This is a genomic window from Sodalis sp. RH24 (assembly GCF_047324145.1).
Taxonomy (GTDB): Bacteria; Pseudomonadota; Gammaproteobacteria; order Enterobacterales; family Enterobacteriaceae; genus Acerihabitans.
This window is the reverse complement of sequence record NZ_CP178729.1, coordinates 2,965,456-2,982,148: the sequence shown is the minus strand read 5'-3', so window position 1 is coordinate 2,982,148 and position 16,693 is coordinate 2,965,456. Positions and strand designations below refer to the sequence as shown.

The following is a 16,693-nucleotide window of genomic DNA, read 5'->3' as shown; positions in this document are numbered from 1 at the left end:
TGCGGACAGGCAGACTTATACGCCCGGTTCCTGATGTAACCGTCGGCAGGCGCTGCCATCCTCGCGGAATAAATGGCAGCGCTCGGGCGGCAGGCCGATAGCGAATTGGGCACCCTCGTTTACCAGCACCACGTCATTCTGGCGATAAACCAGATTGAGGCGGAGCGAGGGAATTTGAATATGGATCAGGGTTTCATACCCCAGTTGCTCCACCACCTGCACCACGCCTTCCAGGACGACATCGGCGATGTTGCCGGCCAGCAAATGCTCGGGCCGGATACCCAGCGACATCGTGGCGCCGACCTCCACCCGGCTGCTCTCCACCGGCAGCCACACTTTCTGGCCGTTGTGCAGCGCGATCTGCACCTGGTCGATGGCGATGGCGGTGACTTTTACCGGCAGGAAATTCATCTTCGGCGAACCGATAAACCCGGCGACAAACCGATTTTCCGGGTAGTGATACAGCGCCAGCGGCTTGCCGACCTGCGCCACGCGCCCGCCGTCGAGCACCACGATTTTGTCCGCCAGCGTCATGGCCTCGGTCTGGTCGTGGGTGACGTAAATCATGGTGCGCCGCAGGCGCTGGTGAAGACGTGAAATCTCGATACGCATCTGGACGCGCAGCGCGGCGTCCAGGTTCGACAAGGGTTCGTCGAGCAGGAACACCTGCGGCTCCGCCACCAGGGTGCGGCCGATGGCGACCCGCTGGCGCTGCCCGCCGGATAACGCTTTGGGGCGGCGGTCCAGCAAATGGCCGAGCTGGAGAATCTCCGCCACCTGGTTTACCCGGCGCGTTATTTCCTCTTTTTTCACCCGGGCCAGCTTCAGGCCGAAGGACATATTGCCCGCCACCGACAGGTGCGGATAAAGCGCGTAGGACTGGAAAACCATCCCGACCCCGCGTTCGGCGGGCGGCACGTCATTCATCCGGCGATCGTTGATTTTCAGCTCGCCGGAGGTGATGTCCTCCAGCCCGGCAATCATTCTCAGCAAGGTGGATTTGCCGCAGCCCGACGGGCCGACAAACACCACGAACTCCCCTTCGCCGATATCCAGGTTGATATCGCGGGAAATCACGTTTTCACCGTAGCTTTTGCAGATATTGCGCAGCGTCACGCTTGCCATAGACCCGGATTCCTGCCTCTGTTTACCCTGCCGCCCGGCGGTGCGGCGGCAGGCTGACATCAAGTGTCGGCAAGTGTGAGGGAAATGCGCGGCAGGGAAATCATCCGGGACGGTTTTTTTCAAGGGGGAGGCGGCGGGATGACGGCAATGCGCCATTCACGGCCGCGTCGGCGGCGAGCCGGCAAAAACGTGACGGCGGCGGCAAATATCCAGCATGCTTTTTGTGGCTTGCCCCGCAAATTGTCCACGGAGTGTTAATGCGGTCACATCGGGAGGCGCAGGGGCGTAGGACGGGGGAGGATGAGCGCGCCCGAGGTTAAACGCAGTATGTCCGGTGTGTAAATTCACCACAGCTTTCCGTGCGCCCCGGACATCGCCGGGCTGGTTGCAGGTGCGATGCCTGTCGGGACCCGCTTTGCGCGCGTTGGGAACGCTGCCACCAGTAAGGATGGAACTATGACCCGCATCAAATGCACTCTCCGTACCCTGGCGCTGTCGTCCCTGATGTCGGCGATGACCTGTTCTTCGGCGTTCGCCAAAATAGAAGAAGGCCGGCTGCTTATCTGGATCAACGGCGACAAGAGTTACAACGGCCTGGCTGAAGTCGGCAGGAAGTTCGAACAGGATACCGGCATCAAGGTGAGCGTAGAGCATCCCGATAAGCTGGAGGAAAAATATCCCCAGGTGGCGGCTACCGGTGACGGGCCGGATATTATCTTGTGGGCGCACGACCGCTTTGGCGGTTATGCCCAATCGGGCCTGCTGGCGGAAGTGGCGCCGGATCAGGCGTTTCAGGATAAGCTGTTCCCCTTTACCTGGGACGCGGTGCGCTATAACGGCAAGCTGATCGGCTATCCCATCGCGGTGGAGTCCCTGTCGCTGATTTACAACAAGGATCTGGTCGGCGCGCCGCCGAAAACCTGGGAAGAGATCCCGGCGCTGGATACCCGACTGCGCGCCAAAGGCAAAAGCGCCATTATGTGGAACCTGCAGGAACCCTACTTTACCTGGCCGATTATCGCCGCCGCCGGCGGTTATGCCTTCAAGCCGGAAAACGGCGGTTACAATATCAAGGATGTGGGGGTGAACAATGCCGGCTCCCGCGCCGGGCTGCAGTTTATCGTCGATTTGGTCAAAAGCGGGCATATCAGCGCCGATACCGATTATTCCGTCTCCGAAGCCGCCTTCAACAAAGGACAGACCGCCTTGACCATCGACGGCCCCTGGGCCTGGGGCAATATGGAAAAAAGCGGCGTTCACTACGGCGTGGCGCCGTTGCCTACCTTCCAGGGCCGGCCGTCGAAACCTTTTGTCGGCGTGCTAAGCGCCGGGATTAACGCCGCCAGCCCCAATAAGGAACTGGCGAAAGAGTTCCTGGAAAATTACCTGCTGACCAGGGACGGACTGGATGCGATGAATAAAGACAAGCCGCTCGGCGCGGTGGCGCTGAAAAGCTATCAGGCGGAGCTGGCCAAGGATCCCCGGATCGCCGCCACCATGGCGAATGCGCAACAGGGTGAAATCATGCCCAATATTCCCCAGATGAGCGCGTTTTGGTATGCCGAGCGCAGCGCGGTGGTCAACGCCATAAACGGTAAACAAAGCGTGCAGGCGGCGCTGGACGGCGTGAAGGACCGCATTACCAAATAATCCGCCGGCCGCCGTCACGGGGCCTGCGTTCAAGCGGGTTGTCATCCGCCGTTATAGGAAGGGTTATGTCAAACACCGGCTCGGTTCCTCTGTCCCGCAAGCCCGCGCGCTGGCGGCATCACCGGTTTGTGAAGTGGGCGGTCGTGATTTTTTGCGCCCTGGCCATCGCCTGGATGGTGATACCGCTGTATGCCCGGGGTGAATATCTGTTTGCCCTGCTGACGCTCATCCTGACAAGCGCGGGGCTGGCCGTTTTCGCCAATGCCGGGGCCTATGCCTGGCGCTATGTGTATCCGGGACTGGCGGGCGTGGGGCTGTTTGTGTTGTTTCCGCTGCTGTGCACCGTCGGCATCGCCTTTACCAACTACAGCAGCGTCCATCAGCTGTCCTTTGAGCGCGCGCAATCGGTGCTGCTGGATCGGCAGTTGCAAATCGGCAAAGCCTACGCCTTCAGCCTGTACGGCCAGGGAACCGCATGGCGGCTGGCGCTGGCCGATGCCGACGGCGGACGGTTATGGGTCTCGCCGGCGTTCAGCCTGGACGGCGGCCGGGACCAGACGCTAATGATGTTGCCGAGCGACGCGCCGCCGCCGGGAGAGCGCGGCACGCTCAGGGTGGTAACACAGTATCGCCAGGCCCTCGGCCGGCTGACGCTGCAATTGCCCGACGGCGCCCGGCTGCGCATCAGCTCGTTACGGCAATTTTCCGGCCTGCGGCCGCTGTATACGCTGGGCGGCCAGGACCGCCTGACCGACAGCCGCACCGGGGCCGTCTACCGGCCCAACCGGGCCACGGGTTTTTACCAGGCGGTCGATGCCGAAGGCCATTTTGTCGCCGGGCAGCTCAGCCCGGGTTATACCGTGCCGGTGGGGTGGCAAAATTTTATGCGGGTGGTAGAGGATCAGGGAATCCGGCAGCCTTTCCTGGCCATATTTGTCTGGACCATTGTGTTTTCGTTGCTGACCGTGGTCCTGACGGTGGCCATCGGCATGGTGTTGGCCTGCGTGGTGCAATGGGAGGCGCTGCGGGGCCGCGCTTTGTACCGGCTGCTGCTGATCTTGCCGTATGCCGTGCCGTCGTTTATTTCAATATTGATTTTCAAGGGATTGTTCAACCAGAGTTTTGGGGAAATCAATATGCTGCTGAACGCTGTGTTCGGCATCCGGCCCGCCTGGTTTCAGGATCCGCTGCTGGCGCGGCTGATGCTGGTGGTGGTGAACGCCTGGCTCGGGTATCCCTATATGATGATTTTGTGCATGGGGCTGCTGAAATCCATACCCGATGACTTATACGAAGCCTCGGCCATGGACGGCGCCGGACCGTTACAGAATTTTTTCCGTATTACGCTGCCGCTGCTGCTCAAGCCGCTTACGCCGCTGATGATCGCCAGCTTTGCGTTTAATTTTAATAATTTTGTGCTGATCCAGCTGCTGACCAACGGCGGGCCTGACCGCATTGGCACCAGCACTCCCGCCGGTTATACCGACCTGCTGGTAAGTTATACCTACCGTATCGCCTTTGAAGGCGGCGGCGGGCAGGATTTCGGCCTGGCCGCCGCCATCGCCACCCTTATTTTCCTGCTGGTGGGCGGGTTGGCGATACTGAATGTGAAAACGGCGCGTCTGACATTTGATTAAGGAGGTCCCGGGTGGCTATGGTGCAATCTTCATCGCGTTTCCTGCGGCTGGCGGCGACGCACGTGCTGCTGCTGGGTTTTATCGCCCTGATCGTGTTTCCATTGCTGATGGTGCTGGCGATTTCACTGCGCGTCGGCAACTTCGCCACCGGCAGCCTGATCCCGCAGCAGATATCCCTGGAGCACTGGCGGCTGGCGCTGGGTTTGAGCGTACGGCACGCGGACGGCAGCATAACCCCGCCGCCGTTCCCGGTGCTGCTGTGGTTATGGAACTCGGTAAAGGTGGCGACCATTACCGCCCTGGGCATCGTGGCGCTGTCCACCACCTGCGCCTACGCCTTCGCCCGCATGCGTTTTCACGGTAAAAGCGCATTGCTTCAGGGCATGCTGATTTTCCAGATGTTCCCGGCGGTATTGTCGCTGGTGGCGCTGTACGCGCTGTTTGACCGGCTGGGTCAGTATCTGCCGTTTATGGGGCTAAATACCCATGGCGGGGTGATCTTCGCCTATCTTGGCGGCATTACGCTGCATGTCTGGACCATCAAGGGATATTTCGACACTATCGAGGGTTCGCTTGAGGAAGCGGCCGCGCTGGACGGCGCCACGCCCTGGCAGGCGTTCCGGCTGGTGTTGCTGCCGCTGTCGGTGCCGATACTGGCGGTGGTGTTCGTGCTGTCGTTTATTGCCGCCATTACCGAGGTGCCGGTGGCGTCGCTGCTGCTGCGCGATGTGGATAATTTCACCCTGGCGGTGGGCATGCAGCAGTATCTCAATCCGCAAAACTATCTGTGGGGGGATTTTGCCGCCGCGGCGGTACTGTCCGCCCTGCCCATCACCCTGCTGTTTTTGTTGGCCCAGCGCTGGCTGGTAAGCGGTCTTACCGCCGGAGGCCTGAAAGGTTAAGCCACTGTTGTTGTTCTTGCGTACGTGTCTGTGTCTGTGTCCTGTGTTTTTGGCGACGTTATGTCGCCATTTTTTTGCCGGGCACGAAAATATTGATTTTTTCTGCCAAATGGCTATCATGAAGTATGACATTTGGCAGAAAGTGAGGCGTACATGAAAATATATACCCCTCCCGTAATGAAAGAGCCCGCACATAGCCTGTGGGCCTCCGCTCATTTGCCGGATGCGTCCGGTCCTGAGCTGCGTCATCTGATGATGGAAGGGCTTGAAGTGTCGGTAATTGATAATATCAGGTCCATCGTCGGCTTCAAAAGAGAAGAATTTTTGGCGACGCTTGGGTTAAGTGGACGCAGCATTGCCCGGCGTAAAGAGAAGCTCTCTCCGGCTCAAAGTGAATCTATTACCCGTTATGTTACCGCCTTTGATATGGCTTTAGCGCTGTTCGGCAATGACTTCCAGAAAACCATTGCCTGGATGAACAAACCTGCCAGAGTTTTAGGCGGCGAAACACCCAATCAGGCGATAGGAACTGAAACCGGCGCCCGTGATGTGGTCAGTTTAATTGAAGGCATTAAACATGGAGTTGTCATGTGATCTTGTATCGATTTTGCCAGAAGCAATATATTGCCACCGCGTGGAGTGGCGTTGGCGCTTTTAACAGCTCGGTGGCAAGATGGAACAGAATGGGTACGCCGATGGTGTATATCTCCTCGGCAGTGTCACTGGCCATTCTGGAAGTATTAGTGCATTTACAGGACGAATCCATATTAGATTTTTATCAGTTAATGAGTATTGACGTACCCGACGATTTCATTGTCATGCTCAATGCGCAAGATCTTCCTGCTAACTGGAATGCGCCGGTGCCGATTCCCGCCACCAAGGATATCGGCACACAATGGTTTCAGGGAAAATCGAGCGTCGGGCTAATGGTGCCTTCCGCCATTGTGCCTATGGAATACAATGTATTGATTAACAATGAGCATCCGGCGTTTGCTGGTTGTCTGGCGTCGGTTACGCCGCTCGAATTTACCTTTGATCCAAGGCTGAACCCCAGCCTCTAACGCAACTGGCGACGCCGGTTGATATCCCGCAGCAGGGCATTGATGCCCTTATCGGCGAAAATCTCCTCCAGGCCGCGCGTCAATTTGCGGCGCCAGTTCGGATACCCATCGCTGGTGCCGGGCACGTTGACCGGGGTGGTGATATCCAGCCAGTCCTCGGGCTGTAATCCCAATAACGCGCTGCCGCTGTCGGCCAGATAGCGGTGAATGGCATGGTTAAGCATGCGCGACATCGGCAGGCCATCGGCCCGGCGCGATACCCGCCGCGGCAGGCCGCCGTGACGGTGCAGGGCGTCCAGCAGCCCCTGGCGCGCGCGCCGTCGGTCCTCATGCAGATAATGCAGCACCGCCGCGTCGGGATACAGTCCCAGCGTTTTGCCAAGGCTGAGATCGCCGGCGCCCCAGTAGCCGCGCAGCGTCGGTAAATCATGGGTGGCGGCGGTGGCCATAGACTGCGGCGGGTAGGCTTCCGGCGGCTGGAAATGATGCCGGGCGTCCCGCTCGAAATAGAGCACTTTATAGGAATAAACAGCGCTGTCGCGCAGCCGCGCGAGGATTTCATGCGGCACGGTGCCCAGATCCTCGCCGATCACCAGGCACTGGTTGCGCAGGCTCTCAAGCGCCAGGATGGCGAGCAAATCGTCCAGCGGGTAGTGGACGTAGGCGCCCTGTCCGGCGGTATCGCCGCGCGGGATCCACCACAGGCGCAGCAGCGACATGACGTGATCGATGCGCAGCGCGCCGCAGCCCTGCATATTCGATCGCACAAGATCGATAAACGGCTGGTAGCCGCGGGCGGCCATCACCCGCGGATCCATGGGCGCCAGCCCCCAGTTCTGCCCCTGCGGACCGAGCACATCCGGCGGCGCGCCTATCGCTACTTCCAGGCAATATAATGCCGGATCGCTCCAGGTTTCCGCGCCGCCGGCGCTGACCCCCACCGCAAAATCGCGGTATAAGCCGAGAGGCATGCCAAGCGCCCGGCAGAGCGCAGAACATTCGGCAAACTGACGGTCGGCCAGCCACTGCAGCCAGAGATAAAATGCGATCTCACCGGCATGCCGCCGGCGAAACGCCTGCGTTCCGGCGCCCTGGCTGGCGCGGTACTCGGCAGGCCAGTCCTGCCAGCGGCGCCAGGACGGATCCCGCGCCAGCAGGTACGCGTGCAGGGCGTCAAATTCAGCCTGATGGCGCAGGCTGTCGCCGCCCAGGCGCACAAAAGCGGCAAACGCCAGGCGCTGCGCGTCCTGCTCCCCGCGCAGGCTGAACTGTTGCCAGCACAAACGCAGCGCGGCTAATTTCAGCGCGCCGACCCGGGGATAATCCACCTCGGGAGCGGCGCGCGCCAGCGCCAGCGCTTGCTGCACCTCTTCGCGCGCCCACCATGACCGCGCCGCCGGGCTAAGGTGGAAATCCTCCAGGCTATTGATATCGATATACAGCATATTCAGCCAGCGCCGTGACGACGGGCTGTAGGGACTGGCATCGCCCGGCGTGGCCGGGCAGAGCGCATGGATGGGATTGAGACCGACAAACGCGCCGCCGCGCCGGGCGACTTCCCGCACCATCGTTTTCAGATCGCCGGTATCGCCGATACCCCAATTGACCGCCGAACGCAGCGTATAGAGCTGGATGCAGGCGCCCCAGAGCTTTTGCCCGGCCAGCAGCGCCCCTGGCTGAAAACAGCGGGGCGGGGCGATGATTACCCGGCAATGCCACTCCCGCGCGCCCTGGCTTAACGTTAACCGGTGATAGCCGCACGCCAGGGTGTGGGGCAGCGATAGCGGCGATCCGGCGCTTATCTCGCCCTGAAGGGTTCCGCCCTGCTCGGTGCGCAGTTGCCAGCGGTAATCGCCCCGGCCGCCGGGCGTCAGCGCCGCCGGCGCATCCCGGCGCCAAACGGCCACCGGCGGCAGCGGGTCCTGCGAGACGGCCGCCAATCCTGACCCGCGCCCCATGGCGTCCAGCAACCGTCGTTTGGTTTGTGCCGAGATGGCCTGCCGCTGGCCCAGGGCATTGATATAGTCGCTGCCGATACCGGCCTGGGCCGATATCTGTTCCAACAAGAGTTCTTCCATTATTTTTCCCGCGGTGGATAGCCGTCGCCCGTTTGCCGCCACCGGCCATCATGACGCGGCATAGGGCGTTTTTCATCCTCCCGGCGGCGGGTTAAAAGGGGAGGAGCGCCAAGGCTGAGTTAAAATTGTGATAGGGCGCAATTTACTAAAATGGGATATGGATAACCTTAGGTAATAATTATTTACATTATAATTACAATGGTTAACAGTTAGTTTTAGCACATTGCCGTGTACCCCTGGGGAAATAAAAACAATGCTAATCCCATCAAAACTGAGACGGCCAGTGAGGCTGCAAAGTGCCGTGCCGCGCCAGCGTTTGCTGGACCGGCTGGATAGCGCGGCGAACTATCGCCTGGCGCTGATTACCAGCCCCGCCGGTTACGGCAAAACGACGCTTATTGCGCAGTGGGCGGCGGCGAGGCAGGATCTGGGCTGGTATTCCCTTGACGATAGCGATAATGAACCGGAGATCTTTGCCAATTACCTGGTGGCGGCGATCCAGCAGGCGACGGGCGGCCATTGCCTGCGCAGCGAAGCGCTGGCGCAGAAGCATCAGTATGCCAGCCTGGGAACCTTGTTTGCCCAGCTGTCGGTGGATCTGGCCGACTGGACCACGCCGCTTTTCCTGGTCATCGACGATTACCATCTGATCACCAATACGGTTATCCATGACGCCATGCGCGGCCTGCTGCGCCAGCAGCCGGATAGCCTCAAGCTGGTTCTGCTGTCGCGCAACCTGCCGTCGCTGGGCATCGCCAATCTGCGGGTGCGCGATCAACTGTTGGAAATCGGCAGCCAGCAGTTGGCCTTTACCCATGAGGAGGCCAGGCAGTTTTTCGCAGGACGCCTGGATATGCCCATCGCAGCCCAGGACAGCAACCGGCTGTGCGACGAGGTCGCGGGCTGGGCGACGGCGCTGCAGCTGATTGTGCTGTCTTCCCGCCAGTCCGATACCCCGGCCAGCAAAACCGCCCGGCGGCTGTCGGGCATTAATGCCGGTCATTTGTCCGATTACCTGGTGGATGAGGTGCTCGATCGGGTCGATGGCGCCACCCGTCGTTTCCTGCTGCGCTGTTCGCTGCTGCGCTCGATGAACGATGCGCTGATTGACCGGCTGATGGGCGAGGGAAACGGCCAGCAGCGGCTGGAGCAGACCGAACACCAGGGGCTGTTTATCCAGCGTATGGACGACAGCGGCGAATGGTTTCGTTTTCATCCGTTATTCGCCAGTTTCCTGCGCCAGCGCTGCCAGTGGGAACTGGCGGCCGAGCTGCCCGAGATCCATTGCGCCGCCGCCGAGGGCTGGCTGGCGCAGGGCTATCCCGCCGAAGCCATCCACCACGCGATGGCGGCGAATGATGTGGGTATGATGTGCCGGATACTGCTTGATAGCGGCTGGACGTTATTTAACCATGGTGAGCTGGCGTTGCTGGACCGTTGCCTGAAGCATTTGCCCTACGACGTGCTGATCCTGCGGCCCAGGCTGGTGTTGCTCAAGGGCTGGCTGGCCCAGGGCCAGCACCGGAGCGCCGAGGTGGCGAGTCTGCTGGCCCATGACAAAGCGGAGATGGCGCGGCGCAAACTCGATCTTGCCCCCTGGCTGGTGGCGGAGTTTAACGCCCTGCTGGCGCAGGTGGCGATAAATACCGGCAAGCCCCTTGAAGCGGAATCCCTGGCTGCCGAAGCGCTACGGTTTTTGCCGCAGTTTAATTATTACGGCCGTATTGTCGCCACGTCGGTGACCGGCGAAGTCGCGCATTGCCAGGGACAGTTGGTCAAAGCCTTGAGCATGATGCAGCAGACCGATCGGATGGCGCGCCGGCATGGGGTGTATCACTACGCCTTGTGGGCCTTGCTGCAGCAAAGCGAAATCCTGATAGCGCAGGGGTATTTGCAGGCGGCGTATGAAATACAGGATAAGGCGTTCGAACTGGTGGGCGAGCAGCATCTGGAACAATTGCCGATGCATGAGTTCCTGCTGCGTCTGCGCGCGCAGCTGCTGTGGTCCTGGGCGCGCCTGGACGAGGCCGAACAGGCCGCCAGCGCCGGGCTGAAGGTGCTGGAAAGCGCCGAACCGCAGCAGCAGCTGCAGTGCCTGGCGATGCTGGCCAAAATCGCGCTGGCGCGCGGCGATTTCGATAATGCCCGCAGCCATCTGCACCGTTGCGAGAACCTGATAAGCGGCGCGCAATACCATAGCGATTGGGTGACCAATGCCGATAAGCCGCGGGTGCTGTTCTGGCAACTGACCGGGGATGTCGATGCCGCCGCGAGGTGGCTGGACCAGACGGTGAAACCGGATAACGTCGATAACCATTTTTTGCAGGGGCAGTGGCGTAATATTGCCCGCGCCCAGATTCTGCTCGGCCAGTTCGACGAGGCGGAAGTGGTGCTCGACGAGCTTAATGATAATGCCCGACAACTGCATTTGGTGAGCGATCTTAACCGTAACCTGTTGCTTAATAATCTTATTTATTGGCGCACCGGGCGCAAGAACGATGCCCAGCGGGTGCTGATGGAGGCGTTGTCGTTAGCCAATCGCACCGGTTTTATCAGCCATTTTGTTATTGAAGGCGAAACGATGGCGATGCAGCTGCGGCAACTGCTGCAGCTCGGCGTGCTGCCGGAGCTGGAACAACAGCGGACCCGGCGCATTTTGCGCGATATTAATGCCCATCATCGCCATAAGTTCGCCCATTTCGACGAAGATTTTGTCCAGCAATTGCTGCATCATCCGCAGGTGCCCGAGTTGATTCGCATCAGTCCGCTGACCCAGCGGGAGTGGCAGGTGCTGGGGCTGATTTATTCGGGTTACAGTAACAACCAGATTGCCGGCGAGCTGGACGTGGCGTCGACCACCATCAAAACCCATATTCGTAATCTTTACCAGAAGCTGGGGGTGGGGCAGCGGCAGGACGCGGTGCAGCAGGTGAAAAAGATGCTGACGATGATCGGTTATGCGGTATAAGGCGCGTATCGATTACGCGTCCGGGCTGTTGACGGCGCCGGCGCTTTTTTTCGTTCGGGCGTGATGGGTAAAGGGGGGCGGTATTACAGCGGCCTCGTGGCGGCTTGAGCCCGGTGGGCAAAGGTTTTGTTTGCGGTCAGCTGAATGTTGCGTCGGGGAGGGGTCGCTTGCCGTGTGCGGGGGAGGCTTATACTGCCGAGGCGTAAGGTTCGCTTGCGGGGGAGGCTTATGCTGCGTCGGCGAGAGTTTTGTTTGCGGGTAGGCTTATGTTGCTGCGGCAGAGGTTTCGCTTGCCGTGCGTCCGGTGGTTATATGTATTGCCTGGCGCCGGCAAGCGACAAGGAGGCCGTACCGCGACGGCCTCCTTGACCTCCGCGCGCCCGGCAGGTCGCGCGTCGCTGCGCGATGCCTTCCGCCGCCCATGCCCCCGTGATGCACCGGCCCGGTATGCGCTCCCGGCGCTACCGGGCCTTTCGCCGCTCCCGGCGGCTCATGCCGGGGGCACAGGCGCCGTCAGCGCGCTTTATGCCGGTCCCCATGTCGCGGCTCGCACGGCATATTATGAAGTGATAGCGGCGCTGTTGTTTTGGATGGGGGCTGGCGTCGGCATAGGATTGACGGTTATGGAATGCAACACGTATGGAAAACCGTTGGCACAGCGAAAATCAGGCATACAGTCATGCAGGCATACAGTCATGCAGTCATGCAGTAAGGCAGTAAGGCATTCATCATTCAGTTTTGAGTTTTAACAGTAAGCATTACGCTTTCAGCCATTAGCCATCAGGCTGTAAACATTAGCGCAAAATGAATACTGAGACTTTTCCCGGTAAGCGCATACCGCTAAGGACCCCAAAACGCTGTTTTGCTGGCAGGCGATGGTGTTGACGTGGTGCCGGCATAGAGTGCGCCGGCGGCGCACGTCACGGCTGGATGAGCCGCCGGGAGCGGCGAAAGCCCGGGCTGCGCCGGGAGCGCATCCCGGGCGGTCCACAAGCCGGGATGGGTGATGCCGGGGACCGCGCAGCGGCGCACGATCTGTCGGACGCGCGGAGGTCAAGGAGGCCGTCGCGGTACGGCCTCTTTGTCGCTTGCCGGCACCCGGCAATACATATCACCACCGAACGCACGGCAAGCGAAACCTCCCCCACGGCAACATAAGCCTACCCGCACATGGCAAGCGAAACCTCCCCCACGGCAACATAAGCCTACCCGCACACGGCAAGCGAAACCTCCGCCACGGCAACATAAGCCTACCCGCACACGGCAAGCGAAACCTCCGCCACGGCAACATAAGCCTACCCGCACATCAGAAGTGGGTGTTAAGGCCAAGGTAGAAGGTCCTGCCCGGTTCGTTGTAGGTGGCGGCGCCGGCGCCGTACATATAAGCGTTGGTGGCGGCGTTGCCGGTGGTCTGGGCGTTACCGGCGCGGAACTGGCGCTTGTCGAAGACGTTGTCGATGCCCAGGGTCAGGCTGGCGTATTTGTTGATATCGTAGGTGCCGCTCAGGCCGACAATGGCGTAAGGGCTGACCTCATTGGTTTCGCTGCCGGTAACGCGTTCGCCCTTGTAGTTGTATTTTTTCGGTTTCTGGCGTCCATACCATGAAAGGGTGGACTGTAGCGACAGATCCTGGCGCGCCTGCCAGCTCAGGGTGGAATTCAGCGTATATTCCGGAATGATCGACAGGTAGTCCCCGGTCTCTTTATTTTTGCTTTCAATGATATAGGTAACATTGTTATTCCAGGAAACCGTTTCGCTAACCGGGATATTCAGCGTACCTTCCAATCCCTGCACCACCGCCTTGGGTACGTTTTCCCAGCGATAGATATCGGACGCGCCGTTGGTCGAGACGCCGGTCGGCACATAACCCGCCTCGATTTTATCGCGGTAGTCATTGCGGAAATAGGTCACGCCCGCCTGGTAGCCGTCGCGTTTAAATTCCAGCCCGATTTCTTTGTTGATGCTGGTTTCCGCCTTGAGATCATCATTACCCAGCAGATAACACCCGCCGGTGCTGGCGGCACAGCCCTGGCCGCGGCTGTAGAGCAGGTAGTTGGGGTTGGTCTGGAACAGGCTCGGCGCTTTATAGGCGCGGGCGATGCCCATTTTCAGGGTGAAATCCTGTCCCAGCCCCTGCGAGAGGTTAAGCGAAGGACTCCAGTTGTCGCCGACGATGGAATGGTGGTCGAAGCGCAGCCCCGGCACCAGCATGGTGCTGTCGGTCAGTTCCATATTATCCTCGGCGAACAGCGAGAAAATATCGGCCGAGGAGTAGGGGCTGCGTCCGGTGCTGGCCACGCCCGGGATAGCGCCGCCCAGGAGGGTCTGGGTATTCGACGCCGGATCCTTCATTTTCTGCTGGTTCCACTCGCTGCCGGCCGTGAGGGTCTGGTTGACCCCCAGCTCAAACGGCACGCTGAGTTCGGTATGCGCCAGCACGCTGTCCAGCTGGATGGTGGAAAAATCATTGCTGGCGAAAATCCCCTCCGTGCCGCCGGCCAGCCCCTCGTCCAGGCGGGTATTTTTTGTGCGCTCATATTGCAGGTAATTAAGGGTGCTGACGCCGCTGTCCCAGGCGCCGCGCCAGGTCAGGGCATGGGTCTGGCGATAGATACGGTTGGTTTCATGGCCGTAGTTGTCCTGCACCAACTGGCTGGTATTGGTGTTCTGGGTATCGCCGGCGTAGATATTGCCCTGGCGGCTGTAGGTGGTTTCATATTCCAGGCTTTGCATCGGCGCCAAATCCCAGTGCAGGAGGGCATCGATATTTTTGTCCCTGACCCCTTCGCGTCCGGCCGGGACAGTATCGGCATAGGTGCCGGTGCGCAGGGACTGATGACCGTCGTTAATATCCTGGGCGTCGGCCTGGGTTTTGCTGTAGCCGCCGGTCAGGCGGAAGCTGAACGCGTCGCTCAGCGGCCCGGACAGGCTGAAGTTGGTGCGTTTGGTCGCGCCTTCGTCGTCATGCTGCGGCATATTCAGGTAGGTATTCCATGAACCATGCCAATCGCGGGTGTCTTTTTTGGTAATAATATTCACCACGCCGCCGGCGGCGCCGTTGCCGTAGCGCGCCGCCGCCGGTCCGCGGATCACCTCGATATGATCGATCATTTCCGGCGGCACCCAGGCGGTATCGCCCCGGGTGTCGCGCTCGCCGCGCCAGCCCTGGCGCACCGAGTTGCGGCTGCTGACCGGCAGGCCATCAATCAGGATCAGGGTATTTTCCGGCCCCATGCCGCGGATATCGATTTGGCGGTTGTTGCCGCGCTGGCCGCTGGTGGAATTGCCGGTCAGGTTGACGCCGGGCATGGTGCGGATGATTTCCGACACATCGCGGGCGGGCGGCCGTTTCCTGATTTCATCGGCGCTGATGGTGGATACGCCAGGCGCCTGGAGATTTTGCTTTGCCGCGGTGACGACGATGGTATCGCCCGCCGCGCTTTTGCCGCCGCTGGTTGCCGTGGCGTCGTCCGTCGTCGCGGAGGTTGATACCGGTGCTGTGGTCGTGCTGTCGGCCGCAGGCGCGGCCAAAGGAAGCGCCAGAGTTCCCAGACCCAGACTGATTAGGGTCGCTAAGGAGTAACCTGAGAATGTGGTATGCATATGTTCCCTGATCTGTAGCCGATCCCGTGACTGCTCCGGCGAAAGCCAGCAGTATGGACGGCCTGCTATGTTATAAATTGGATAAAATAAGCAGTTTTTTCAGCAACTGCCGGCGGCTAGCACGCAATGTTAAATCGCTGTTAACATTACGTTATTCCCTCGTTCGGCCACGCCATTGACAAATAAAACCGACCCTTAATGGAACTTTTACACACTATTGCAAATAGAAATAATTATCAATAGTATTTAGTTTACGTTTTAGATTAAAACGTCTACATTCACGGTTTACATAAGGAATCGCGCCGGTGAAAAAAATGATGTTGGCCCGCGCCGATGTGGGCGGCGACGACTGGTGGCGGGAGGTGGAACGCCAGGGTGCGCCCTGGGTGGAGGCCGGTGCGACCGGGCAGTGCGGCGTGATATTCCTGTGGCGCGACCCCGGGGGCGACGAGCGCGCGTCCCCTATCCGCCGGGTATGGATTAACATCAGCGGCGTGACCGACCACCATAGCGATACCGGTCCGCAAAGCCTGGAGCGTATTGCCGGCACGGATGTCTGGTATTGGCAAACCAGTCTCGGCGCGCGGTGGCGCGGCAGTTATTGCTTTATCCCATGCCGGGACGACGGGGCGTTCGGCGCGGCGGCGGCGCCCATGGACCGCGCCGCGCTGCGTAACGCCTGGCGTGGTTTATTTTCCGGCGCGGTCGCCGACCGGCTTAATCCGCTGCGCGCCTGGACCAACGGACGCGGCCATCCGGTTTCCGCGCTGCATATGCCGCTGGCGCCCCCGCAGACAGCCTGGAACGAGTACGACAGGCTTGGCCCGGTGGCCGGGCGCACCCTGCCGCCGCTGCCGTCGCCCGCAGGGCTGGAGTGCCATCGCTGGCATAGCGAACGCCTGGGCAACAGCCGCGATATCTGGGTATTCACCAGCGGACGCCGGCATGCGCCCAGGCGTCCGCTGGCCATCCTGCTGGACGGGCAGTTCTGGGCGCGGCAGATGCCGGTCTGGTCGCCGTTGCTGCATATGACGCGCGCCGGGGTCCTGCCCGAGGCGGTCTATGTATTGATTGACGCCATCGATAGCCCACGGCGCGGGCGTGAATTAACCTGCAACCCTGAATTCTGGCGGGCGGTACGGGAAGAACTGCTGCCGCAGCTGGCAGCCTGGGCGCCGTACCGCGCCGATCCGGCGACGACGGTGGTGGCGGGGCAAAGCTATGGCGGCCTGTCCGCCCTGTATGCCGCCTTAAACTGGCCCGGGCATTTTGGCTGCGTGCTCAGCCAGTCCGGTTCGTTCTGGTGGCCCGACCGGGATGCGGCACAGGCGCGGGACGCCTCCGGCGATGCCCGTGGGCTGCCGGCGCAGATCGGGCGGGGCCTGGGCGACGGACTGGCGCTGAAGGTCTTTATCGAGGCCGGCAACCGGGAGCGGCTTATTCACCAGGTAAACGACCGGGTGGTGGAACTCCTGCGCCGGCAAGGGCACCGGGTTGATTACCGGGTGGTGGACGGCGGCCATGACGCGCTGTGCTGGCGCGGCGGCCTGCTGGACGGGCTGGCCGCGCTCTGGTCGCCCGGCCGCTAGCGCCCCTGGCCGGCGCTTCCCGCGTCCATGCCCGGCCTGGCTATTTTCGCCCCGGGCAATCCCCGTCATTGGCGCTATC

At 60.7% G+C, this 16,693-nt stretch carries 10 protein-coding genes; 7 read left to right on the top strand and 3 right to left on the bottom strand.

Going from position 1 to position 16,693, the window contains the following annotated elements:
* Positions 1–15 precede the first annotated feature (15 nt).
* Complete coding sequence (gene malK / locus ACL2XG_RS13585) at positions 16–1,125, bottom strand: maltose/maltodextrin ABC transporter ATP-binding protein MalK (protein WP_410012415.1); 1,110 nt, start codon at positions 1,123–1,125, stop codon at positions 16–18.
* Between the two features lie 456 nt (positions 1,126–1,581).
* Here malK and malE point away from each other — a divergent pair, with 456 nt between their 5' ends.
* From malE to ACL2XG_RS13560, 5 genes are all read left to right on the top strand, one after another.
* Positions 1,582–2,775 carry a maltose/maltodextrin ABC transporter substrate-binding protein MalE gene (gene malE / locus ACL2XG_RS13580; protein WP_413721968.1) on the top strand — a complete coding sequence of 398 codons (1,194 nt, stop codon included), beginning with the start codon at positions 1,582–1,584 and terminating at the stop codon, positions 2,773–2,775.
* Between the two features lie 65 nt (positions 2,776–2,840).
* Positions 2,841–4,412 carry a maltose ABC transporter permease MalF gene (malF, locus tag ACL2XG_RS13575; RefSeq protein ID WP_413721969.1) on the top strand — a complete coding sequence of 524 codons (1,572 nt, stop codon included), beginning with the start codon at positions 2,841–2,843 and terminating at the stop codon, positions 4,410–4,412.
* Between the two features lie 11 nt (positions 4,413–4,423).
* Positions 4,424–5,314, top strand: a complete 891-nt coding sequence (gene malG, locus ACL2XG_RS13570; protein WP_410012412.1) for a maltose ABC transporter permease MalG — start codon at positions 4,424–4,426, stop codon at positions 5,312–5,314.
* Between the two features lie 153 nt (positions 5,315–5,467).
* Entirely contained in the window at positions 5,468–5,908 is a 441-nt protein-coding gene (locus ACL2XG_RS13565; RefSeq protein ID WP_413721970.1) for an antitoxin Xre/MbcA/ParS toxin-binding domain-containing protein, read from the top strand.
* Entirely contained in the window at positions 5,905–6,375 is a 471-nt protein-coding gene (locus ACL2XG_RS13560; protein ID WP_413721971.1) for an RES family NAD+ phosphorylase, read from the top strand. Before ACL2XG_RS13565 ends, ACL2XG_RS13560 begins: the two co-directional genes overlap by 4 nt.
* Here ACL2XG_RS13560 and malQ read toward each other — a convergent pair.
* Positions 6,372–8,453: a 4-alpha-glucanotransferase gene (gene malQ, locus ACL2XG_RS13555; RefSeq protein WP_413721972.1), complete on the bottom strand. Its 2,082-nt coding sequence runs from the start codon at positions 8,451–8,453 to the stop codon at positions 6,372–6,374. The genes ACL2XG_RS13560 and malQ overlap by 4 nt on opposite strands.
* Before the next feature lie 253 nt (positions 8,454–8,706).
* Here malQ and malT point away from each other — a divergent pair, with 253 nt between their 5' ends.
* The gene (gene malT, locus ACL2XG_RS13550; protein WP_410012408.1) at positions 8,707–11,421 is read left to right on the top strand and encodes an HTH-type transcriptional regulator MalT; all 2,715 of its coding nucleotides are present in this window, start codon (positions 8,707–8,709) and stop codon (positions 11,419–11,421) included.
* 1,306 nt (positions 11,422–12,727) lie between these two features.
* Here the strand turns inward: malT and ACL2XG_RS13545 are convergent.
* Positions 12,728–15,025, bottom strand: a complete 2,298-nt coding sequence (locus ACL2XG_RS13545) for a TonB-dependent siderophore receptor (protein WP_410012407.1) — start codon at positions 15,023–15,025, stop codon at positions 12,728–12,730.
* A 314-nt stretch (positions 15,026–15,339) separates the two neighbouring features.
* On the opposite strand from ACL2XG_RS13545, the gene fes reads away from it, so the two are divergent.
* Positions 15,340–16,614: an enterochelin esterase gene (gene fes / locus ACL2XG_RS13540; RefSeq protein WP_413723533.1), complete on the top strand. Its 1,275-nt coding sequence runs from the start codon at positions 15,340–15,342 to the stop codon at positions 16,612–16,614.
* Positions 16,615–16,693: the final 79 nt, after the last annotated feature.

Excerpts from the sequence above, each read along its gene's own strand:
- malK (WP_410012415.1), bottom strand. The coding sequence starts at position 1,125 with ATGGCAAGCGTGACGCTGCGCAATATCTGCAAAAGCTACGGTGAAAAC.
- malE (WP_413721968.1), top strand. The coding sequence starts at position 1,582 with ATGACCCGCATCAAATGCACTCTCCGTACCCTGGCGCTGTCGTCCCTG.
- malF (WP_413721969.1), top strand. The coding sequence starts at position 2,841 with ATGTCAAACACCGGCTCGGTTCCTCTGTCCCGCAAGCCCGCGCGCTGG.
- ACL2XG_RS13565 (WP_413721970.1), top strand. The coding sequence starts at position 5,468 with ATGAAAATATATACCCCTCCCGTAATGAAAGAGCCCGCACATAGCCTG.
- malQ (WP_413721972.1), bottom strand. The coding sequence starts at position 8,453 with ATGGAAGAACTCTTGTTGGAACAGATATCGGCCCAGGCCGGTATCGGC.
- malT (WP_410012408.1), top strand. The coding sequence starts at position 8,707 with ATGCTAATCCCATCAAAACTGAGACGGCCAGTGAGGCTGCAAAGTGCC.
- ACL2XG_RS13545 (WP_410012407.1), bottom strand. The coding sequence starts at position 15,025 with ATGCATACCACATTCTCAGGTTACTCCTTAGCGACCCTAATCAGTCTG.
- fes (WP_413723533.1), top strand. The coding sequence starts at position 15,340 with ATGATGTTGGCCCGCGCCGATGTGGGCGGCGACGACTGGTGGCGGGAG.